The organism is Nonomuraea sp. NPDC051298 (genome assembly GCF_055586305.1).
This window is the reverse complement of the sequence record NZ_JBVJIM010000002.1, coordinates 944,119-965,240: the sequence shown is the minus strand read 5'-3', so window position 1 is coordinate 965,240 and position 21,122 is coordinate 944,119. Positions and strand designations below refer to the sequence as shown.

Below are 21,122 nucleotides of genomic sequence, written 5' to 3'. Positions count from 1 at the left end.
CCGGCCGGTCCGGACGGAACCACCCGCCCGCCCGGGCCGGCCACCCCGGCCGGACTCCGCTGTACCTGCCACCAGGAGTCCGGCCGGACCCTCCTCCTGCCGCGGGTCCGTCTCACCATGTGGACAAAATGGTTGAGCAGACTCTCAGCGGGCTCCCAGCGAACGTTCAGCCAACGGGCCGCCGCTCAGCCATGACCACGGAGCCGGGCCGTGAGCTACCGCGACGCCCGGCGCCCGGCAACCGGCGAACGGCGAACGGCCCAGGGGCGGCGCTCAGCCGGTGGTGCGGGGGGCCGCCGCCTTGCCCGCGGCGGTCTCCCCCGTGAGGGCCGGGATCGTGACGCGGTGGGCGGTCTTGGCGCGGGCTCCCCTGCGGGAGATGTAGTCCAGGGTCCGGAAGTCCACCGACAGCTCGTCGCGGGTCAGCCGCGCCATCAGGTAGCCGCGCCGCTGGTCGATGTAGGAGATGTGCGGGTTCTCCTGCAGCGCCTCGGCGATCCACGTACGGTCCCGGTAGCCGTCGCCGTCGCTGGCGATCGACGAGGCCACCAGTTCCCTGGCCACCACCGGCGAGTCCGGGTCGTCGAAGTCTGGCTTCAGCTCGGACAGGTGGTGCATGTGGGCGTCGCCGGTCAGCACCACGGGGTTCGGCGTGCGGGCCAGCGAGTCGAGCAGGCGGGTGCGCTCGGCGGCGTACCCGTCCCAGGAGTCCAGGTTCACCTCCCGGCCGGGGCCGACCTTGAAGTCGCGCTGGGCCACCATGATCTGCTGGCCGAGCAGGTTCCAGCGGGTGGTGGAGGCGTCCAGGCCGCTCTCCAGCCAGCGCCACTGCTCGCTCCCGAGCAGCGTGCGTTGCGTGTCGAGCCGTTCGTCGCAGCCCGCCCGCACGCCGTCCAGGCACGCCTGGTCGTCGCGGAACTGGCGCGTGTCGAGCAGGTGGAAGCGGGCCAGCGTGCCCCAGGAGACCCGCCGGTTCACCCGCAGCACCGCCCCCTGGAGGCTGGCGCGGCGCAGCGGCATGTTCTCGTAGTACGCCTTGAACGCCTGCGCCCGCCGCTGCTCGAAGCCCGCCGCGCCCGTGCTGGAGACGGGGCCGGCCCAGTTGTTCTCCACCTCGTGGTCGTCGAACGCCACCAGCCAGGGCGCGACCGCGTGCGCGGCCTGCAGGTCGGGGTCGCTCTTGTACTGGGCGTGCCGCAGCCGGTAGTCGGCCAGCGTCCGGCACTTGCCCGGGGTGTGGGTGCGGACGCGGCCGGCCAGGGCGGTGTAGCCGCTGGGGCCGTACTCGTACATGTAGTCGCCGAGGAAGACCACCAGGTCCGGCTCCTGCTCGGCGAGGCGGCGGTAGGCGGTGTAGTAGCCGTGCTCGTAGTGCGCGCAGGCGGCCACCGCGAAGTTGAGCGGCGTCTCGCCCTGCGGGGTCGTCCTGGTGCGGCCCTCCGGAGAGAGGCGGCCCTCGCTCCTGAACCGGTAGAAGTAGTCGCGTCCCGGCTCCAGCCCCTTCAGCTCGACGTGCACGCTGTGGGCGTCGCGGGCCCTGGCGGTGGCGGTGCCGGACTTGACGACCTTGGCGAAGCGTTCGTCGGTGGCGACCTGCCACTCCACGTCCACGTCGCGGGAGGGCATGCCGCCGCGCCCGTCGCCGCCCAGCGGGTCGACGGCCAGCCTGGTCCACAGGACGAAGCCGTCGGCAGCGGGGTCGCCGGAGGCCACGCCCAGCGAGAAGGGGTCGGATCTGAGGGTCCTGGAGGCCGCCCCGGCGGCCGGGGCGATCATGGGCTGAGGGAGGAGGAGTCCGGCTGTCGCCGCTGTCAGGAAGGCTCTGCGGTCCACGTTCACAGGTATGTCCACCTGCGCTGACTCCGCCGTGACAGTGGAGTCAAGCGCGGGTGAACAGCATCGGTCGGTCTGCGACACGCCCGAGGGCCGCCCGCCCGGAGAAAGAGCAGGTGAACGGCGACAGCCGGGAAACGTCAGCCGGGCAGGACCACGTCAGGGAGCGCCGCGCGTAGGGTGGCGGCGTCGGTGAAGTGCACGCCGGTCATCCCGGCCCGCTCGGCGCCCTCGACGTTCTCCTCGCGGTCGTCGATGAAGACGATCTCGGACGGGTCGGCGCCCAGCTCGCGGGCCATCTCGTCGTAGATCTCCCGGTCGGGCTTGACCAGGCCCATCTTGCCGCTGTAGAAGCGGCGGCCGATCGCGGCGACCCACGGCAGCTCGTCCAGGCCCTCACCCATGCACACGGGGGCGTTGGACAGCAGCGCCACGTCGCGTCCCGACTCCAGCAGCTCGCCGAGCAGCGCGACCGTGCCCTCGTTGGGACGGGCCCAGGACGCGACGTCCATGGCGACCAGCCGGGCGGTCTCGCTCTGGGTCACGGGCCGGCCCAGCACCGCCGACCAGTACGCGTACGGGCTCAGACCCCGGTCGAACTCCAGGCGGTGCTCCCAGTAACCGCGCTTGAACGCCTCGGGCTCGGCTCCCGCGGCCCGCGCCATGGCCGCGTTGTCGGAGTCGGGCTGGGGCAGCGACAGGACACCGCCGTAGTCGAAGACAATCCACGTCATGCCACGAATGGTCGCAGATGCGGGCCCAGCGCCGGGCAGCCCAGGTATTTCCCGGCGGTGTGGAAGTCGAGCCAGTCGAGGTTGACCAGTTCCTCGCGGTCGATGCCGGTGAAGCTGGCGGCCAGGTCGGGCGGGATGGCGGCGATGTCGTCCTTGTCGGCGACGTTCACCCAGCGGGCGACGCCCGGGGGCCGGCGGCCGCGGCCGTTGACCGGGGTGGGCAGGAGGCGTTCGAAGACCACGTTGCGCATGCCCAGCGGGCTGCCGAGGGTGAGCAGCAGGTCGATCCGCAGGTCCGGCTCCGACCACAGCGCCTCGTACGCGACCACGCTGCCCAGCGAGTGGGCGATGACCACCCTGGCGCGGTTGCGCCGGATGACGTCCGCCACGGCGCTCCGGCACTTCTCGCGCCTGGCCTGGTCGGTGAGGTAGGCGGCCACCTCGGGCGCGAACAGCTTGGCGAACGCCGCCGACCTGCCGTCCAGCTTGTCCAGCAGCCAGCCGGTGAACGACTTGAGCGCCCCCGTGACGTGCTCGCCCACCCCGAGGTTGCGCGCCCAGTCGGCGAGGACCTGCTGGGCCTGCGCCTCCATGGCGGCCGCCGCGTCGGGCGCGCCACCTTCGCCGCCGCCCTCGCCGCCACCCCCGCCGCCGTCGCCGTCGTGCAGGAGGTGGGAGAAGTAGGCGATCTCGGCGAAGTACGCCCGCGCCTCTCCCCCGAGCGCAGCGTGGAGGTAGCGGTCCCATTTGCGGCGCATGGCCTCGGCCGCGCCCGGCACGGACCGCCCGGCCTGGAGGTAGTAGTTGTACTTGCCGATCCCGTGCACGCCGACGATGACGGCCACCGCGCCTCCCCAACCCCGTGATCACTTCGCGCTTTGGCGTGATATTGGCACACCTGGCTTGCAGCCGGGCGTCAACCGGCGAGACGGGCGGCGCGGGCGGCGGAAAATGCGATTGCGGGCCGGGTACGACCTCCGGATACGGTTGCTCTGTACGGTGACATGTCGCCCGGTGGTGACGCGTTCGAGAACGGGAGTCCGCTCATGCCCGGCCCGCTGGTCGTCAACGACTCGGTCGTCATCCCCGACGCCGAGCTGGTCTGGCGGTTCTCGCGCTCGTCAGGGCCGGGCGGCCAGGGTGTCAACACCACGGACAGCCGGGTGGAGCTGAGCTTCGACGTGGCCGCGAGCACCGCGCTGCCGCCGCACCTCAAGGCGCGGGCCCTCGACCGGCTGGGCGCGGGCACGATCACCATCGCCGCCTCCGAATACCGTTCGCAGCTCCGCAACAGGGAGGCCGCCGCGCACCGGCTGGCGCAGCGCCTGCGCGAGGCCATCGCCCCGCCGCCCAAGCGCCGCCGCCCGACCAAGCCGAGCCGGGGCACCGTCGAGCGCCGCATCGCCGCCAAGAAGCACCGCGCCGACCTCAAGCGCCTGCGCCGCGACCCCTGACCGGGCGATCCGCCCTTCGGCCCGGCCGTCGGCCGATGAGCCGGGGCAGGGCCGTGATGGTGGCCGAGAGGTAACCGGCCACCGCCTGGGGCACCAGGTTCCTGGCGAACAGCTCCGACCTCTCCAGCCGGACGCGCTCCACCTCGTACGCGCCCCGCGACGGGTCCTCGAACTCGGGCCCGTTCCGCAGCTCCGGGTCCATGGACACCAACCGGCACCCGAAGACGTGCTGTGTCTTGACCTCGCCCTGCCACGGGTACGACACCGTCACCAGAGGCGTCACCGCCGATACCGTCGCGCCCAGCTCCTCCAGCAGTTCGCGGCGCAGGGTGTCCTCCAGCGTGCCGTCCCCGGGCTCGACGTGCCCGCCGGGCACGGACCAGTACGGCGCCCGCCCCGGCACCGTACGCCGGAAGAGAACCAGCCGCTCGTCATGGTCGAGCAGGACACCACGGACACTGGGTCGCATACATCCACCCTATTTGACCTGTTTGTCCTTCCGGTAACCTAACCTACGGTACCGTAACCTGAAGGAGAAGATCTTATATGGCGATGACTCAGACGGAGCTGCTGCACGAGCTCGAGCCTGTCGTGGCCACGGAGCTCGACCGCCACGAGAAGATGGCCAAGGAGTGGTTCCCGCACGAGTACATCCCGTGGAGCGAGGGCCGCGACTTCGACGGCATCTACGGGGGCGAGGCGTGGCAGGAGGGCGACTCCAAGATCCCCGAAGCGGCGCGCGTGTCGCTCATCGTCAATCTCCTGACCGAGGACAACCTGCCCAGCTACCACCACGAGATCGCCAGCACGTTCGGCCGTGACGGGGCCTGGGGCACGTGGGTGCACCGCTGGACCGCCGAGGAGGGCCGGCACGGCACCGCGATCCGCGACTACCTCACCGTCACCCGCGCCGTGGACCCGGTGGCCCTGGAGCGGGCGCGCATCCGGCACATGGAGAGCGGCTTCGTCTCCGAGTACGACACGATGCTCCAGCAGCTCGCGTACGTGTCCTTCCAGGAGCTGGCCACCCGCATCGCGCACCGCAACACCGGCAGGGCGTCCGGCGACGCGGGGTGCGAGCGGCTGCTGGCCAGGATCGCCGCCGACGAGAACCTGCACATGCTCTTCTACCGCAACCTGCTCAAGGCGGCCTTCGAGCTCGACCCGAGCCAGACGATGCGGTCGGTGACCGACGTGGTGACCACGTTCCAGATGCCGGGCCAGGGCATGGACGGCTTCGCCCGCAAGGCGATGATCATCGCGAACGAGGGCATCTACGACCTGCGCCTGCACCTCGACGATGTGCTCATGCCGGTGCTGCGGCAGTGGTCGATCTTCGACCAGACGGGCCTGGACGGCGAGGGCGAGAAGGCGCGCGAGGAGCTGGCCGCGTTCCTGGCCAGGACGGAGGCCACGGCCGCCCGCTTCGTGGAGCGCCGTGAGGAGCGCCGCGCCCGCACCGCCGCCCGCCAGTAGACCGGCCCGCCCCAAACCAGCCTGCCGGCTACCGGCCCGCGCCGCCGCCCGCCGGCAGCCCGACCGCGCCCCCGACCGGGCCACCCGACCGGGCCGCCACCCACCGTCCCCGGCCTGACGGCCGGGACCGTCACCCGCGACTGCGAAATGGTGGCTTTTGCCCGGCTATGGGGGCGGCGAGACGGGGGGCCGTGGGAGGATCCTGGCTCATGGACCTCTCCACGGCGGTGTTCGTCAGCGGCGTCACCCTGCTGATGATCCTCTTGCTCGCCACCGCGGCGCAGCGCCTGCTGGATGTGCGGTTCGGCGCGTTGCGCACCTTCCTGGCCGCGCTGCTGGCGTTCGCCCTGGCGCAGTCGATGCTGGAGCCGATCCTGGGGACCCTCGGCCCCATGGACGCCACGCAGGAGCCCCCCGGCGCCGCCGCCCTGGGCCTGCTCCTGCTGGTCGTCATGGTCTTCGTGCTCATCCCCATGGCCCTGCTGGTGCTCGCCGAGGCCCTGGTGCCGCCTGGCTCGGTGCCGGGGCCCCTGGAGGCGGCCAGGTCGCTGCGCGGGCGGCTGTCGCGGGGCAGGAGGTACTCCCAGATCACCAGGGTCGCCATCCGCCACGGGCTCGGCCCGTACCTGCGGGGGCGGGGCGAGCGGCTGGAGGACCGCTCGGGCAAGCTGCGCCTGGCCAGGTCGCTGCGCGGGGCCCTGGAGGACGGCGGGGTCACCTTCGTCAAGCTCGGCCAGGTCCTGTCCACCCGGCGTGACCTGCTGCCCGCCGAGTTCGTCGAGGAGCTGGGACGGCTGCAGGACCAGGTCGCCCCGGCCCCGTGGGAGCGGGTCGAGCCGCTGCTGGTCCGGGAGCTGGGCGGGCCGGTCGACGAGGTGTTCGCCGAGTTCGACAGGACGCCGCTGGCCGCCGCCTCCATCGGGCAGGTCCACGTCGCCCGACTGCACTCCGGCGAGAGCGTCGTGGTCAAGGTGCAGCGGCCGGGGATCGGCGCGGTCGTCGGCAAGGACCTCGACATCGTCCGCCGCCTGGCCGCCACGCTGGAGGCCAGGACCCGCTGGGGCCGTTCGCTGGGCCTGATCGACCTGGCAGACGGGTTCGCCGCGGCGATCCGCGAGGAGCTCGACTTCCGCGTCGAGGCGGCCAACATGGCGGCCGTGGCGGCCTCCGGCGGCGGCCCCGTCAGCTATCCGGCCCCGGTCAGCGCCATGTGCTCGGAACGCGTCCTCGTCATGCAGCGGCTGTCGGGCCGCGCGGTCACCGCCGCCTCCGCGGAGCAGGGCCCGCGCCTGGCCCGCGACCTGCTCGACTGCCTGCTCAGGCAGATCCTCGTCGAGGGCGTCTTCCACGCCGACCCGCACCCGGGCAACCTCATGCTGCTGGAGGACGGCACGCTCGGCCTGCTCGACTTCGGCTCGGTGGGCAGGCTGGACGGCTCCGTACGCTCGGCGCTGCAACGCTTCCTGCTGGCCATGAACCGCCAGGACCCGCTGGGCGTCACGGACGCGCTGCTGGAGGTCGTGCCCCGGCCGGAGGACATCGACGAGCCCGCGCTCGAACGGGCGCTCGGCCAGTTCATGGCCAAACACCTGGCGCCGGGCATGGACAGCGTCCAGATGTTCACCGACCTGTTCAAGATCGTCTCGGAGTACGGCCTGTCCATCCCGCCCGAGGTGGCCGCCGTCTTCCGCGCGCTGGCCACGCTGGAGGGCACGCTCGTCCGCCTGTCACCCGGGTTCAACCTGATCGGTGAGGCCCGCTCGTTCGCCGGGCGCTATCTGGCCGAGCAGATCGGCCCCGACACCGTGCGCGAGACGGTGGCGCAGGAGGTGGCGGCGCTGCTGCCGATGCTGCGCCGCCTGCCGCGCCGGGTCGAGCGCATCGCGAGCGCCGCGGAACACGGCCGCTTCAGCATGAACGTGCGCCTGCTGGCCGACGAACGCGACCGCCGCTTCGTCACCGGCCTGCTGCACCAGGTGCTGCTCACGGTGCTGGGCGCCACGGCGGGGGTGATGGCGGTCGTCCTGCTGGGCTCGGAGGGCGGGCCCGTGGCGTTGCCGCCGACGACGACGTTGTTCCAGCTCATCGGCTACAACCTGCTGGTGATCTCGTCGATTCTGGTGCTGCGCGTGCTGGCCCTCATCTTCCGGCGCCCCCGGGCGTCCGACGACCAGCGCTCCTCCCGGTAGGCGGCTCCACCAGCGCGTCTCCCGGTACGGCAAAGACTGTGCGCCTCTTGACTCGCGTATGGTCTTGGACATCCACGGCATCGGGCAGGTTCTCGGTAACTTCGGGACCTCTTTGGAGCAGTGGGTGAAAATCATCGGAATCGCCGCCAGTCTGCACGTGGGATCATTTATCACCAGATTGTTGGACGCAGCGGGCGGCGAGCTGCCGAGGGACGTGGAGTTCGAAGTATGGCGGGGACTGGACGCGATCACGCCGTACCGTCCAGGGCCCGCCCCGGCCCCGGCTCGTGAGCTGGTCGGGCTGGTCGCCGACGGTGACGCGGTGCTGCTGACGGCCCCCGAGCACAGCCTGCTGCCGGTCGAGCTGACGTACGTGCTGGACTGGATGGCGGCGGGCGACGGGTTGTCGGGCAAGCACGTGGCCGTGATGAGCGCCAGCGCCCGGGCCTGCGGGGCCATGTGGGCGCAGGCCGAGCTGAACAAGCAGCTCCTCGAGGCGCGGGCGGTCGTAATGGGGGCCGAGCTGGTGGTCTCCCCCGCCTGCCCCTACTTCGACGAGAACGGCCGCCTGGCCGCCCCGGACCTGCGCGCCCAGGTACGCGCGGTGCTCGGCCAGCTCTGCCCCGCCGGGATGATGGAATCCGTGCTCTCCCTCTGATCTTCCGCCAAACACGACTCTAACGCCGGTCCTCGATCTCCCACAGGTGGTCGAGTACGTGCCAGGCGATGCGGCGCAGCGCGTAGCGCGGGGGCCAGGACGCCTTCTGGGGCGGGCTCTCCCGCCCGGTCTCTTGAGGCGCCCACGGACGGGACAGCACCTGGGCCAGCTCGGCGCGCATGGCCTCGCGGTCCGCACGTGACGTGAACGGCCTGTGCCGCACGCCCACCCTCCTGGCGTACGAGCGCTCGGCCTCCGTCACGTGGTCCACGATCTTCGTACGGTCGCGCCCGCCCCCGCGCGGGCCCTTGCGCAGCTCCTCGGGCGAGACCTCGGCCGTCTCGTCGAACAGCGCCCAGGCCGCCCGCACCAGCGCGACCGAGCGCTCGGCCTCCGGGCCGGACAGCGGCTCCCAGTCGAGTTCCGGCACCCGCTCCGGCACCCCGAAGTCCGTCACCCCGCTCCCCGGCACCCTGGCCACCACCTCGGGGTCACCCGGCGCGAACTCCAGCCCGGCGCGGGCGGCGACCACGCGGTAGCGGGGAAGGTAGTCCAGCAGCCGCTCGACGGCCGCCTCCTCGCCCTTGCCGACCCGGCACCACCCGGGCCAGTCGAGTGAGCAGGCGAACACCCTCTTCGGGCCGATCTCCAGGTAAAGGCGGTTCATGACAGTCGAGACTGCCAGCCGTACCTGTCAGCGGGCGTCAGGATCGCCGTCCGACTCACGGAGATCAGGTCCCCGCCAGATCAGGCCCGGGTCAGATCAGGTCGACGAGGTCGGCGACCGAGTCGACGACCAGGGAGGGCCGATAGGGGAAGCGGTCGATCTCGTGGCGCTGGGTGACGCCCGTGAGGACGAGGATCGTGAACAGCCCCGCCTCCATCCCCGACACGATGTCGGTGTCCATCCGGTCGCCGATCATGGCCGTGGTCTCGCTGTGCGCCTCGATCGCGTTGAGCGCGCTGCGCATCATCCGGGGGTTGGGCTTGCCGACGAAGTAGGGGGCCACGCCGGTGGCCTTGGTGATGAGCGCCGCCACCGCGCCGCAGGCGGGCAGCGAGCCCTCGGTGGAGGGGCCGACAGGGTCGGGGTTGGTGGCGATGAAGCGGGCCCCGCCCTCGATGAGCCGGATGGCCCGGGTGATCTGCGTGAAGCTGTAGGTACGGGTCTCGCCGAGCACCACGTAGTCGGGGTCGAGGTCGGTCAGCACGTAGCCGACCTCGTGCAGCGCCGTCGTGAGCCCGGACTCGCCGATCACGTACGCCGACCCGCCAGGCCGCTGGTCGTCGAGGAACTGGGCGGTGGCCAGCGCGGAGGTGTAGATGGACTCGGCGGGCACGGCCAGGCCCGCGCCGGCCAGCCGTACCGAGAGGTCGCGTTGCGTGTAGATCGAGTTGTTGGTCAGGACCCGGAACTTCTTCTCCGATTCGCTGAGCCGCTTGATGAACTCGTCGGCGCCGGGGACCGGCCGCCCCTCGTGGACGAGAACGCCGTCCATGTCGGACAACCAGGAGTCGATCCGCTTGCGCTGAGTCACGCCCACATCGTACCGAGCGCGCCTTATCGACTTCCCGCCCGGTGCGTGAACAATGTTCTTCATGTCGTTCACTGAATCCGCGCAGGACATGCGAGACGAGATCGTCCAGCTCAGGCACTCTTTGCACACCACTCCGGAGCTCGGCCTGCACCTGCCGCGCACCCAGGAGAAGGTGCTGGCGGCGTTGGAGGGACTGCCGCTGGAGATCACCACGGGCAAGGCCCTCAGCTCGGTGACCGCCGTGCTGAGGGGCGGCCGCCCGGGACCGGCGGTGCTGCTGCGGGGCGACATGGACGCCCTGCCCGTGACCGAGAAGAACGACCTGCCCTACGTCTCCCAGTCGCCAGGCCGGATGCACGCCTGCGGGCACGACCTGCACACCGCGATGCTGGCGGGGGCGGCGCACCTGCTGAGCGCGCGGCGGGAGGAGCTGGCCGGTGACGTGATCTTCATGTTCCAGCCGGGCGAGGAGGGCCACGAGGGCGCCAAGCACATGATCGCCGAGGGGGTGCTCGACGCGGCGGGCGAGCGGCCGGTGGCGGCGTACGGCATGCACGTGGTGTCGGCGATGTTGCCGCCGGGGCTGTTCGCGTCGCGGCCTGGGCCGATCATGGCAGCGGCCGACACGTTCAACGTGACGGTGAAGGGGCGTGGCGGGCACGGGTCGAGCCCGCACCGCTCGCTCGACCCGATCCAGGCGGGCTGCGAGATGGTGACGGCCCTGCAGACGATGGTGACCAGGACGTTCGACGTGTTCGACCCGGTCGTGGTGACGGTGGGCAGCTTCCACGGCGGCACGGCCGACAACATCATCCCCGACGAGGCCCGCTTCGACGCCACGGTGCGCACCTTCAGCAAGGACAACAGGGAGCGGGTCAAGAAGCGGCTCACCGAGGTCGTGCGGGGCATCGCGGCGGCGCACGGCCTGGAGGTCGAGGCGTCGTTCGGGATGGGCTACCCGGTGACGGTCAACGACCGCGGCGAGGTCGACTTCGTGCACGAGACGGCCGACGAGCTGTTCGGGCCTGGGCGCTACTTCGTCTCGCCGCAGCCGATCATGGGGTCGGAGGACTTCTCGTACGTGCTGGAGAACGTGCCGGGGGCGTTCGTCTTCCTGGGGGCCTGCCCGCCCGGCCGCGACCCGGCCACGGCGCCGTACAACCATTCGCCCGAGGCGGTCTTCGACGACGCGGTGCTGACCGACGGGGCCGCGCTGTACGCCTCTCTGGCCCACTCCAGGCTGTCCTGACATGCGGGCCTGGGTGGTGGAGCGGCCGGGGCCGATGGCGTCCCGGCCGCTGGCGCTGATCGAACGGGACGTGCCGGAGCCGGGGCCCGGCGAGGTCCTGATCCGGGTGGAGGCGTGCGGGGTGTGCCGTACGGACCTGCACCTGGCCGAGGGCGACCTGGCGCCGCGGCGGCCCCGCACCACCCCCGGGCACCAGGTCGTGGGGCGGGTCGAGGGCACGGGTGAGCGGGTCGGCGTGGCCTGGCTCCGCTCCACGTGCGGCGTGTGCAAGTACTGCCGCGCGGGGATGGAGAACCTCTGCGCCGGCTCCACCTACACGGGCTGGGACGCCGACGGCGGGTACGCCGGCTACCTCACCGCACCCCGCGACTACGTCTATCCCCTGCCCGACGACGTACCGGCCGAGCGGCTGGCGCCGCTGCTGTGCGCCGGGATCATCGGCTACCGGGCGCTGCTGCGCTGCGACCTGCCGCCGGGCGGGAAGCTGGGGATCTACGGATTCGGCGCCTCGGCCCACCTGACCGCCCAGGCCGCGATCGCGCGGGGCGCGGTCGTGCACGCGGTCAGCAGGTCGGCCGCCTCCCGGGAGCTGGCCCTGGAGCTGGGGGCGGCCTCGGCGGGAGACCGGCCGCCCGAGCCGCTCGACGCGGCCATCCTGTTCGCGCCCGTGGGCACGCTGGTGCCGCCCGCGCTGGAAGCACTCGACCGGGGAGGTACCCTGGCGGTGGCAGGCATCCACCTGACCGACATCCCGCCGCTCGACTACGAGCGGCATCTCTTCCAGGAGCGCACGCTCCGCAGCGTGACGGCCAACACCAGGGCCGACGGGCGGGCCTACCTGGAGCTCGCGCTGGCGCATCCGCCGCGGGTCACGACGACGCCCTACCCCTTCGAGGAGGCGGACCGGGCGCTGGCCGATCTCGCGGCCGACCGGTTCAGCGGCGCCGCGGTCCTGCTCCAAAGCTGACCGAAAATTTGATGGCGCTTAGCTCCACTCCGTACACTGATGAAGGAAAGTTACATTAACCTCACAACCACTGGAGATTATTGACGCTCGCGTGGCGCGATCGTAATGTCCGGTCAATCCCTAGAGACATCCCCCGGAGCGGCAAATGAAGCGACTGGCAGCGGTAGTGGCGTTGCTGGGCCTGGCCACCGCGACAGCGGCGTGCAGCGGCGGCAGCACCAACAATTCCGGCGGCTCGACCGGCGGCGGGTTGTTCACCACGATCGACGTGAACAAGCCCGGCCTCGATGCGACCGGCCCCGCGAACCCGTGGGCGCCCAAGGGCAACTCTTTCCTCGGCTACAACGCCATGAAGCTCGGGTGGGTCAAGAACCACGTGACCGACCCGAACCAGTTCTACCCGGGCATCGCCGCCAGTTGGGAGATCGCGCCCGACAACTCGTCGATCACCATCCACATCCAGCCGAACGCCAAGTGGTCCGACGGCAAGCCCGTGACGGCCGACGACGTCCAGCTCTCGCTGGGCCTGGCCTCCACCCAGGGCAGCACCGCGTTCGCGGTGACGCCGGGCGCGGCGGGCGTGGCGTCCGACGTCACGGTGGTCGACCCCAAGACCGTCAAGGTCACCCAGGACATGTCCAACCCGAGCTCCAAGTTCGGCCGCAGCATCATGGACACGTGGGTCGTGCCCGCGCACGTCTGGAGCAGCACGCTGCCGGCCGACTTCTGGGACAAGCTGAAGGCCGCCAGGGGCACCGGCGGCGACGCCGACAAGGCCCGCGAGGAGATCCTCGCCATCGGCCAGAAGGTGCTCGCCTTCGCGCCGCCGAAGGACGTCTCCGCCGGCCCGTTCACGCTGGAGCGGGTGAACCCGGGCGAGGCGCTGCTGGTCAAGAACAAGAACTTCTACAACGCCGCCAACGTCGCGCCGGCCCAGGTGAAGTTCCTCAACTTCAGCGGCAACGAGCAGATCTGGAACTACCTGAGCGCCGGCAAGCTCGACCAGGCCGGCTTCACCGCCATGCCCACCGACGTGATGACCCGGATCAAGCAGGCGCCCGGCTCCAACGTCATCACCGGCTTCTCGCCGGTGGCCGTCGGCATGGCGTTCAACCAGACGAAGAAGCCGTACGACAACGTGCACGTGCGGCGCGGCCTGGCCTACCTGATCGACCGCGACCAGGTGACCAAGGTGGCCTCGCCCGAGGGCGGCACGCCGGCCGTGACGACCTCCGGTATGCACCAGAAGCCCGCCCAGGAGTGGATCGGCTCCGAGCTGGCCGCGCTCAACCCGTACAAGCACGACGTGGCCAAGGCGGAGGAGGAGTTCACGGCGGCCGGCCTGAAGAAGACCGACGGCAAGTGGACCCTGGCCGACGGCAAGCCGTGGAAGCTCACCATGTACGCCCCCGCGCCGTTCTCCGACTGGATCTCGGCGGAGGAGAACATCAAGAGCCAGCTCATCGCCGCCGGGGTGGACGCCGAGGTCGTGACCGTCGCCGACTTCGCCGTCTACCAGGAGGAGATCGCGGCGGGCAAGTACGACGTCGGCCTGTGGCTGATGGCGCTCGGCCCGGCGCCGTACGACATCTTCGCGCGCCTCTACGGCGTCTCCAACGGCTGGTCCAACGTCGCGGGCAAGGTGGCGCACAACGCCCCCGGCAAGGGCGGCAACTTCATGGGCAGCGCGGAGGAGATCGACGTCGAGGGCGTCGGCAAGATCAACCCGGGTGAGCTGACCGCCAAGCTCAACGCGGCCACCCCCGAGGAGGCCAAGCCGATCATGGCGCAGCTCGCCAAGACGGCCAACCAGGACCTGCCGGCCATCCAGCTCTGGGACTACGTCAACTCCCAGTTCACCAACACCAGCCGCTTCACCGGCTGGCCGGCCCAGGACAGCGACCTGCTCCGCCTGAACGCCGGTGTCTGGATGCAGCTCGGTCTCATCAAGGCGAAGCAGTAGAGAAAGTGCCTATGGTAGTCATCGCACGGCGACTCGCGGGCCACCTGGCCCGCGGGGTCGTCATGATCCTCGTCGTGGCCACGATCAGCTTCTTCATCGTCAGGAGCATTCCCGGCGACCCGGTGGCGGCCAACGTCCAGAAGCTGATCCAGCAGGGCATGGACCAGCAGGCGGCCGAGGCGGCCACGCGCGTGCTGTACGGGTTCCAGCCCAAGGGCTCGCTGTGGGAGCAGTACGTCCAGTACATGTCGGGGCTGTTCCGCTTCGACCTCGGCCAGTCGGTCACCCACGCGGGCGCGCCCGTCACCCAGGTGCTGGGCGAGGCCGCCAAGTGGACCGTTCTACCGGTGCTGGCGGGCACGCTGCTCAGCTTCCTGGTCGGCATCCTGATGGGCGTCTACGCGGCCATCAAGCGCTCCGGCAAGCTGGGCGACATCCTGGCCATCTCCGGATCCCTGCTGCACGGCGTGCCGCAGTACGTGCTGGGCCTGCTGCTCGGCGCGATCTTCGCCACGCTGATCCCGATCCTGCCCGACGGCGGGCCGGTGGACATCCTGTTCGAGCCCGGGTTCAACGCCGGCTACCTCGGCTCGCTGGCCGAGCACGCGGTGCTGCCGGTGGCGACGTACGCGCTGGCCGCGTACGGCGGGTGGATCCTGGCCATGAAGTCGAGCGTCGTCACGGTGCTCGGCGACGACTTCATCCTGGCCGCGGAGCTGCGCGGGATGAAGCGCTCGATCGTCTTCAGGTACATCGCCCGCAACGCGATCCTGCCCCTGTTCACGATCCTCGCGCTGTCGCTGGGCCTGCTGCTCGGCGGCGCGGTGTTCATCGAGCGGATCTTCAACTATCCGGGGCTCGGCCTGCTGCTCATCGACAGCATCACCATGCGTGACTACGCGCTGATGAGCGGGGCGTTCCTGATCATCACGGTGGCCACCATCCTGGCGAACATCCTCGCCGACCTGTTCTACTCCGTGATCGACCCGCGGGTCCGCAGCGGGGAGGAGGTGTCGTCATGAGCGTGCTCCTGGAGAGCGCGTCGACGAGCGCCGCGATGCGGCGCAACTTCTGGGCGGGCGTCTGGCGGGTGATGAAGCGCAAGCCCAGCCGCATGGTGGGTGCCGTGCTCGTGGCCGGGTTCGTCTTCATGGGCCTGTTCGGGCCGATGTTCTACCCCGCGCAGTTGCCGCTCGACCCGACGCAGATCATCAGTCCGCCGAGCTGGGAGCACTGGCTCGGCACCGACGACCAGGGCCGCGACGTGATCGCTCTCGTCGTCACCGGCTCGCGGTACGTGCTGCTGGCCGCCCTGGTGACCGCGGTCATCACGGTGGTCCTGGGCACCGCCGTCGGGCTGTTCTCCGGCTTCAAGCGGGGCCGCTGGGACACCGTGCTCATGCGGATCACGGACATGAAGCTGACCATCCCCGGCCTGCCGCTGCTGCTGGTGCTGTCCACGGTGTGGAAGTTCAGCAGCGCCGTCCAGATGGGCCTGGTGCTGGGGCTGCTGAGCTGGGGCGGCGTGGCCAGGGCCGTGCGCTCCCAGACGCTCTCGCTGCGCGAGCGGGGCTTCATCGAGGCCGCGCGCGGGCTGGGGCTGTCCACCACGCACATCGTGGGCAAGGAGCTGCTGCCGAGCATGGCGCCGTACATCGCGATGAACATGCTCATCGCGATCACCGGTGGCGTGTACGCGCAGGTGGGGCTCTTCTTCCTGGGCGTGCTGCCGTACGAGTCGAACAACTGGGGCCAGATGCTCAACACGGCCGTGTTCCGCTCGGGAGCGCTCACCGTGCCGAGCGCGCTGGGCTTCCTCATCGGGCCGCTGCTGGCGATCCTGCTGCTGACCCTGGCCATCGTGCTCGTGGTGGACGCCATGGACGAGATCTTCAATCCCCGGCTGCGCGAGGAGTAGAGGGTGAGCGAGAAAGCGCCCGGAGTGCGCATCGGCGGCCTCACGGTCGTCTACAAGACCCCCGCGGGCGAGCTGCCCGCCGTCAGGGACGTCACGCTGACGCTGGAGCCCGGCTCGATCACCGGCATCGTCGGCGAGTCCGGCTCGGGCAAGTCCACGCTGGCCCTGTCGCTGCTCAACGCCGTCCAGCCGCCCGGCAGGATCGCGGCGGGCAGCGTCGAGATCGACGGGCTGGGCGACGTGGTGGGCCTGGCGGGCGAGCGGCTGCGCAAGGCCAGGGGCAGGCACATCGGGTACGTCTTCCAGGCCGCCCAGAACTCCCTCAACCCGCTCAAGACGGTCGGCAAGCAACTGCTCGACCTGGGCCGCTCGCACGGCGTGGAGGACCTGCGGGGCCTGGTGCGCGAGGCCAAGGAGCTGCTGTCCAGGATGGGCCTCGACGGCGCCCGCGTGCTCGACTCGCACCAGCACGAGCTGTCCGGCGGCATGCGCCAGCGCGTCGGCATCATGCTGGCGCTGGTGCTCAACGCCCACCTGGTGGTGCTGGACGAGCCCACCACCGCGCTCGACATGATCACCCAGGCCAACATCCTGAAGATCGTGCGCGAGGTGCACGCGGAGCGCGGCCTGACCACGCTGGTCATCACGCACGACATCGGCGTGGTGGCCGAGGTCGCCGACCGGCTGGCCGTCATGTACGGCGGCCGCCTGGTCGAGCAGGGCCCGACCAGGGAGGTGCTCGGCTCGCCCCAGCACCCCTACACCCGGGGCCTGATCAGGGCCATCCCCCGCCTCGTCGGCGACATCGACGAGGCCCAGGCGCTGCCCGGCCGCCCGCCGACGCTGGCGACCGTGCCGAAGCGGGGCTGCGTGTTCAGGGAGCGCTGCGCGCTGCGCATGGACGTGTGCGACGACGTCGACCCGGAAGCCGTCGCGTACGGGCCCAGGACCGTGGCGTGCCACGCCGTGACCGTGAAGGAGCACGCATGATCACCGGGACCGGGGTCGTCAAGACCTTCAAGCAGCGGGGCAAGGTGCTCGGGGCCCGCGAGGTGCGGGCGCTGCGGGGCGTGGACTTCGCCATCCCCAAGGGCGGGGCGGCCTCGTTCATCGGGGAGTCCGGCTGCGGGAAGACCACGCTGGGGCGGATCATCGCGGGGCTGGAGGCGTACGACGAGGGTGAGGTCGCCATCGACGGCGTCTCCATGTCCGCGCTCAAGCCCAAGCAGCGCCAGCCGCACTTCCGCAAGATCCAGATGATCCACCAGGACCCGTACTCGGCCCTGAACCCGACGCGGACCATCCACCAGACGCTGCACGCGCCGCTGACCCTGCGCGCCGGGCAGACGGGACGGCCGAGGTCGTGGGTGGACGAGCGGGCGGCCGAGGTGCTGTCGCTGGTCGGCCTGGACCCCGGCACGGTGCTGGCGCGCTACCCGCACCAGCTCTCCGGCGGCATGCGCCAGCGGGTGGTCATCGCCCGCGCGCTGACCGTGGACCCGGAGATGCTGGTCGCCGACGAGGCCGTCTCGATGATCGACGTCTCGCTCCGGCTGGGCATCCTGTCGCTGCTGAAGGACCTGCGCGAGCGCCTCGGGGTGAGCGTGCTGTTCATCACGCACGACGTGGCCACCGCCCGCTACATCGGCGGCGACGGCGAGCTGTACGTCATCTACCGCGGCCAGGTCGTCGAGCGCGGCGCGGTGGACACGATCATCGCCGACCCCGTGCACCCGTACACGCAGTCGCTGCTGTCGGCGATCCCGGTGCTGCACGGGCTGGAGCGGCCGGGCGAGCAGCCCGTGGTGCCGCTGGAGTCGCTGGACGAGAGCCGGTCCGACGACGGCTGCCTGTTCGCCCGCCGCTGCCCGTTCCGCGGCGAGCGGTGCGCGGAGGAGCGGCCGTTGCTCCAGATCACCGAGGGCGTGCCGCAGGAGCACGCGTGCTTCTACCCCGAGCGCCGCAGCGTGATCGCCCGCCCGATGAGCGAGGTGTGATGTCCCACGCCGTACGGGCCGCCGAGCCCGCCGAGGCGGCGCGCGTGGCCGAGGCCGCGCTGACGCTGGACGCCGGGGAGGGGGCGGCCCTGGTCGGGCGCCTGTCGCGGCCCCCGGCCGGGCGGCGCTGGACGGCGCTGGCCACCGACGGCGGCGTGGTGATGGCCTCGATGTCCGAGAAGGATCCGGACACGGGGCACGTCGATCTGCTCGCCGTGCACCCGTCCGCCCGGGGAGAGGGGCGCGGGCGGGCGCTGGTGCGCGCGGCCGAGGAGTGGCTGCGCGGGCAGGGGGCCAGGGAGGCCCACTTCGCCGGGAACCCGCCGTGCTACGGCTGGCCGGGCATCGACGTCCGCTACACCGCCGCCGCCTGCCTGGCCGAGAGCCTGGGGTACGAGCAGTACCACGTGGCCTGGAACATGACGGCCGACCTCATGAAGGCGGACCTGTCCGTCGAGGACGAGCTGGCGCGGCTGGCCGAGGCCGGCGTCACCGTGCGCGCGGCCGGGCCAGGAGTTGGCCCAGGAGTCGGCCCAGGAGTCGGCGCTGGAGACGGCCCAGGAGACGGTGCGGGCCGGGAGCGGGTGGCCGCGTTCGCCGAGGAGCACTGGAACGACCGGTGGGCCTGGGAGGCGGTCAACGCGACCGGGCTGCACTACGCCGAGCGCGACGGCCGGATCCTCGGGTTCGCCGCCTGGGGGGCGCGGCCGTCCTGGTTCGGCCCGATGGGCACCGCGCCCGGCGCCCGCGGGCTCGGCCTGGGCCGGGTGCTGCTGCGCAGGTGCCTGGCCGAGCAGCGGGACGCCGGGCAGACCGAGTCCCAGATCGGATGGGTGGGGCCGCTGGCGTTCTACTCGCGCGCCGTGGGCGCGCGAGCCGAACGCGTCTTCTGGCTCTACCGGCGCGAACTGGCGTGATGATCCGTACCGTAGAGCAGCCGCCCCTCCGGACGTCCCGGCGGCGGGCAGAGCTCGCGTGGGTCCCCACCGGCCTCCAGGCACCTGGTGAGGGAGTCGGATCCCCACAGGTGGTCCAGGAACAGGTCGGGGCCCCACCAGCGCAGGTCGTCAGGGTAGAGGTCGCGGGCGACGTACAGCATCGACAGGCCGGTCAGCACGGGCCTGAAGGCGTCGCGGTCGTGCACGTGGAGCTGCACCCCGCGCACGGGGGTGCCGGCGTGCTTGTGGAACGTCGGCGTGAACCACGTCTCCCTGAACCGCACCCCCGGCAGGCCGAGCCCGGCCAGCGCCGGGGCGAACCGCCCGTCGACGTACGGGGCCCCTACCAGCTCGAAGGGCCGGGTCGTGCCGCGTCCCTCGGAGAAGTTCGTCCCCTCGAACAGGCCGGTGCCGGGGTAGACCAGCGCGGTGTCCGGGGTCGGCATGTTGACCGACGGCATCACCCAGGGCAGGCCGGTCTCCGCGAAGGCCGTCTCCCGCCGCCAGCCCTCCATCCTGACCACGGTCAGGTCCAGGTCGAACCCGAACAGCTCGGCCAGCTCCCCCGCCGTCCTGCCGTGCCGTACCGGCAGCGGGAAGCGGCCCACGAAGCTCGCGAACGCCGGGTCGAGCACCGGCCCCTCGGCCACGGCGCCGCCCAGCGGGTTGGGGCGGTCCAGTACGACGAACCGCAGCCCGAGCCGGGCGGCCGACTCCAGCAGGTCGTACATGGTCCAGACGTAGGTGTAGAACCGGGCGCCCACGTCGGCGATGTCGAAGACCAGCGTGTCCACGCCGGAGGCGGCCACGACCCGGTCCAGGTCGTCGCCGGAGAGCTGGTAGGTGTCGTAGACGGGCAGGCCGGTCCGCTCGTCGACGGCGTCGCTCTCGCCGCCCGAGGCCTGCGCCGTGCCGCGCATGCCGTGCTCGGGCCCGAAAAGGGCGGTCAGCTTCAGTCCCGCGGCCGACAGGGCGACGGGTGTGGGGGTCAGATCGGGCAGGACTCCGGTGGGGTTGGTGATCAGGCCGAGGCGGGTGCCCCCGGCGAGGCGGGGATCCGCGGCCAGCCGTTCGGCTCCTGTTCGTACGGGTTGCATGAACCCATTGTCTGAAAGATATTTACAAGAGAGAAGTAAAGGGTGGAAATTAGCGACATGATTGATCCGCTACTCGAGCTGTCCACCGAGCAGAGCGATCCCCGCTACAGCCAGATCGACCGGCTGCCGACCAAGGAGATCGCCCTCCTCATGAACCAGGCCGACGCCGCCGTGCCCGCCGCCGTTGCGGTGGTCATCCCGGCGATCTCGGCGGCCATCGACGGGATCGCCGACAGGATGGCCCAGGGCGGCCGGCTCCTCTACGTGGGCGCCGGCACGTCGGGGCGCCTGGCCGTGCTCGACGCCAGCGAGTGCCCGCCCACGTTCGGCACCGACCCCTCGCTGGTGCAGGGCATCATCGCGGGCGGGCCCGACGCGCTGACCCGCTCGGTCGAGGGGGCAGAGGACGACACCGAGGCGGGCGCCGCCGCGCTGAAGGACCTGGAGGTGGGGCCGCTCGACTCGGTCGTCGGCATCTCCGCCAGCGGACGGGCCCCCTTCGTGCTGGGCGCGCTGGCCGAGGCGACCGGCCGGGGCGCGCTGACCGTCTCGCTGTCGTGCAACAGCGACGCGCCGCTGTCGGCCGCCGCCGAGCACCCCATCGAGGTGGTCGTGGGGCCCGAGGTCGTGACCGGCTCGACCCGGCTCAAGGCGGGCACGGCGCAGAAGCTCGTGCTGAACATGATCTCGACGATCTCGATGGTCAAGCTGGGCCGTACGTACGGGAACAAGATGATCGAGATGTCGGCCATGAACAGCAAGCTCGCCGGGCGGGCGGTGCGCATGGTCAGCGACATCACCGGAGCCGACCAGGAGACGGCCGGCGCGGCGCTGGACGCGGCGGGCGGTCAGGCGAAGATCGCGGTGCTGATGATCCAGCACGGTCTCGACGCGGACAGGGCCCGCGCGCTCCTGGAGTCGCACGGCGAACGCCTCAGCGACGCCCTCAGCGGCTGACCGGGGCGCAGACTCCTTCTGGGCCGGGTGTCGGAGCGGACCCCCGGAGAACGGGGCCTGACGGCGGCACGGAGCCCGTCGCCCGGACGTGCAGCGGGCCCCGGACGGCCGGACCTTTCGGCATCATGGAGTTGGTCCATCGGGGCGGGAGCGA

General features: G+C 71.4%; 20 protein-coding genes. 13 read left to right on the top strand and 7 right to left on the bottom strand.

What is annotated here, in order from left to right; translation table 11 throughout:
- Nucleotides 1-273 precede the first annotated feature (273 nt).
- The 3 genes from ACZ6S0_RS09710 to ACZ6S0_RS09700 form a co-directional block, all read right to left on the bottom strand.
- On the bottom strand, nucleotides 274-1,776 hold the full coding sequence (locus ACZ6S0_RS09710) for an alkaline phosphatase D family protein (RefSeq protein ID WP_465915133.1): 1,503 nt from the start codon (nucleotides 1,774-1,776) through the stop codon (nucleotides 274-276).
- A 197-nt stretch (nucleotides 1,777-1,973) separates the two neighbouring features.
- A complete protein-coding gene (locus ACZ6S0_RS09705; RefSeq protein ID WP_465915131.1) occupies nucleotides 1,974-2,567 on the bottom strand; it encodes an HAD family hydrolase in 594 nt (197 codons plus the stop codon).
- On the bottom strand, nucleotides 2,564-3,412 hold the full coding sequence (locus ACZ6S0_RS09700; RefSeq protein ID WP_465915129.1) for a hypothetical protein: 849 nt from the start codon (nucleotides 3,410-3,412) through the stop codon (nucleotides 2,564-2,566). Before ACZ6S0_RS09700 ends, ACZ6S0_RS09705 begins: the two co-directional genes overlap by 4 nt.
- A gap of 201 nt (nucleotides 3,413-3,613) precedes the next feature.
- Between ACZ6S0_RS09700 and arfB the strand changes: the two genes are divergently transcribed.
- Nucleotides 3,614-4,021, top strand: a complete 408-nt coding sequence (gene arfB, locus ACZ6S0_RS09695) for an alternative ribosome rescue aminoacyl-tRNA hydrolase ArfB (RefSeq protein WP_465915127.1) — start codon at nucleotides 3,614-3,616, stop codon at nucleotides 4,019-4,021.
- On the opposite strand, the gene ACZ6S0_RS09690 is transcribed toward arfB, so the two are convergent.
- Nucleotides 3,996-4,490, bottom strand: a complete 495-nt coding sequence (locus tag ACZ6S0_RS09690) for an NUDIX hydrolase (RefSeq protein ID WP_465915125.1) — start codon at nucleotides 4,488-4,490, stop codon at nucleotides 3,996-3,998. The two genes, arfB and ACZ6S0_RS09690, sit on opposite strands and share 26 nt — an antisense overlap.
- 77 nt (nucleotides 4,491-4,567) lie before the next feature.
- Between ACZ6S0_RS09690 and ACZ6S0_RS09685 the strand changes: the two genes are divergently transcribed.
- From ACZ6S0_RS09685 to ACZ6S0_RS09675, 3 genes are all read left to right on the top strand, one after another.
- Nucleotides 4,568-5,497 (top strand): acyl-ACP desaturase, encoded by a 930-nt coding sequence (locus ACZ6S0_RS09685; RefSeq protein WP_465915123.1) that lies wholly within the window; start codon nucleotides 4,568-4,570, stop codon nucleotides 5,495-5,497.
- A gap of 209 nt (nucleotides 5,498-5,706) precedes the next feature.
- Nucleotides 5,707-7,686 carry an ABC1 kinase family protein gene (locus ACZ6S0_RS09680; RefSeq protein WP_465915121.1) on the top strand — a complete coding sequence of 660 codons (1,980 nt, stop codon included), beginning with the start codon at nucleotides 5,707-5,709 and terminating at the stop codon, nucleotides 7,684-7,686.
- 58 nt (nucleotides 7,687-7,744) lie between these two features.
- Nucleotides 7,745-8,344 carry an NADPH-dependent FMN reductase gene (locus ACZ6S0_RS09675; RefSeq protein WP_465915119.1) on the top strand — a complete coding sequence of 200 codons (600 nt, stop codon included), beginning with the start codon at nucleotides 7,745-7,747 and terminating at the stop codon, nucleotides 8,342-8,344.
- Between the two features lie 19 nt (nucleotides 8,345-8,363).
- Here ACZ6S0_RS09675 and ACZ6S0_RS09670 read toward each other — a convergent pair whose 3' ends face one another.
- Nucleotides 8,364-9,011 carry a hypothetical protein gene (locus tag ACZ6S0_RS09670; protein WP_465915117.1) on the bottom strand — a complete coding sequence of 216 codons (648 nt, stop codon included), beginning with the start codon at nucleotides 9,009-9,011 and terminating at the stop codon, nucleotides 8,364-8,366.
- A gap of 91 nt (nucleotides 9,012-9,102) precedes the next feature.
- Nucleotides 9,103-9,882 (bottom strand): HAD-IIA family hydrolase, encoded by a 780-nt coding sequence (locus ACZ6S0_RS09665; protein ID WP_425568488.1) that lies wholly within the window; start codon nucleotides 9,880-9,882, stop codon nucleotides 9,103-9,105.
- 61 nt (nucleotides 9,883-9,943) lie between these two features.
- Here ACZ6S0_RS09665 and ACZ6S0_RS09660 point away from each other — a divergent pair, with 61 nt between their 5' ends.
- The 8 genes from ACZ6S0_RS09660 (at nucleotide 9,944) to ACZ6S0_RS09625 (ending at nucleotide 18,893) form a co-directional block, all read left to right on the top strand.
- Nucleotides 9,944-11,131: a M20 metallopeptidase family protein gene (locus ACZ6S0_RS09660; protein WP_465915114.1), complete on the top strand. Its 1,188-nt coding sequence runs from the start codon at nucleotides 9,944-9,946 to the stop codon at nucleotides 11,129-11,131.
- A 1-nt stretch (nucleotide 11,132) separates the two neighbouring features.
- Nucleotides 11,133-12,098, top strand: coding sequence for a zinc-dependent alcohol dehydrogenase family protein (locus tag ACZ6S0_RS09655; RefSeq protein WP_465915112.1), 966 nt, complete (start codon nucleotides 11,133-11,135; stop codon nucleotides 12,096-12,098).
- A gap of 145 nt (nucleotides 12,099-12,243) precedes the next feature.
- Nucleotides 12,244-14,061 (top strand): ABC transporter substrate-binding protein, encoded by a 1,818-nt coding sequence (locus ACZ6S0_RS09650; protein WP_465915109.1) that lies wholly within the window; start codon nucleotides 12,244-12,246, stop codon nucleotides 14,059-14,061.
- 11 nt (nucleotides 14,062-14,072) lie between these two features.
- Nucleotides 14,073-15,083 carry an ABC transporter permease gene (locus ACZ6S0_RS09645; protein ID WP_465915107.1) on the top strand — a complete coding sequence of 337 codons (1,011 nt, stop codon included), beginning with the start codon at nucleotides 14,073-14,075 and terminating at the stop codon, nucleotides 15,081-15,083.
- On the top strand, nucleotides 15,080-15,979 hold the full coding sequence (locus tag ACZ6S0_RS09640; protein WP_465915105.1) for an ABC transporter permease: 900 nt from the start codon (nucleotides 15,080-15,082) through the stop codon (nucleotides 15,977-15,979). Before ACZ6S0_RS09645 ends, ACZ6S0_RS09640 begins: the two co-directional genes overlap by 4 nt.
- Before the next feature lie 3 nt (nucleotides 15,980-15,982).
- On the top strand, nucleotides 15,983-16,969 hold the full coding sequence (locus ACZ6S0_RS09635; protein WP_465915103.1) for an ABC transporter ATP-binding protein: 987 nt from the start codon (nucleotides 15,983-15,985) through the stop codon (nucleotides 16,967-16,969).
- Nucleotides 16,966-17,976 carry an ABC transporter ATP-binding protein gene (locus ACZ6S0_RS09630; RefSeq protein WP_465915101.1) on the top strand — a complete coding sequence of 337 codons (1,011 nt, stop codon included), beginning with the start codon at nucleotides 16,966-16,968 and terminating at the stop codon, nucleotides 17,974-17,976. Before ACZ6S0_RS09635 ends, ACZ6S0_RS09630 begins: the two co-directional genes overlap by 4 nt.
- The gene (locus ACZ6S0_RS09625; protein WP_465915100.1) at nucleotides 17,976-18,893 is read left to right on the top strand and encodes a GNAT family N-acetyltransferase; all 918 of its coding nucleotides are present in this window, start codon (nucleotides 17,976-17,978) and stop codon (nucleotides 18,891-18,893) included. The genes ACZ6S0_RS09630 and ACZ6S0_RS09625 overlap by 1 nt, the downstream gene beginning before the upstream one ends.
- On the opposite strand, the gene ACZ6S0_RS09620 is transcribed toward ACZ6S0_RS09625, so the two are convergent.
- Nucleotides 18,872-20,011: an exo-beta-N-acetylmuramidase NamZ family protein gene (locus tag ACZ6S0_RS09620; RefSeq protein ID WP_465915099.1), complete on the bottom strand. Its 1,140-nt coding sequence runs from the start codon at nucleotides 20,009-20,011 to the stop codon at nucleotides 18,872-18,874. The two genes, ACZ6S0_RS09625 and ACZ6S0_RS09620, sit on opposite strands and share 22 nt — an antisense overlap.
- Nucleotides 20,012-20,068: 57 nt before the next feature.
- Here ACZ6S0_RS09620 and murQ point away from each other — a divergent pair, with 57 nt between their 5' ends.
- On the top strand, nucleotides 20,069-20,968 hold the full coding sequence (gene murQ, locus ACZ6S0_RS09615) for an N-acetylmuramic acid 6-phosphate etherase (RefSeq protein ID WP_465915097.1): 900 nt from the start codon (nucleotides 20,069-20,071) through the stop codon (nucleotides 20,966-20,968).
- Nucleotides 20,969-21,122 lie beyond the last annotated feature (154 nt).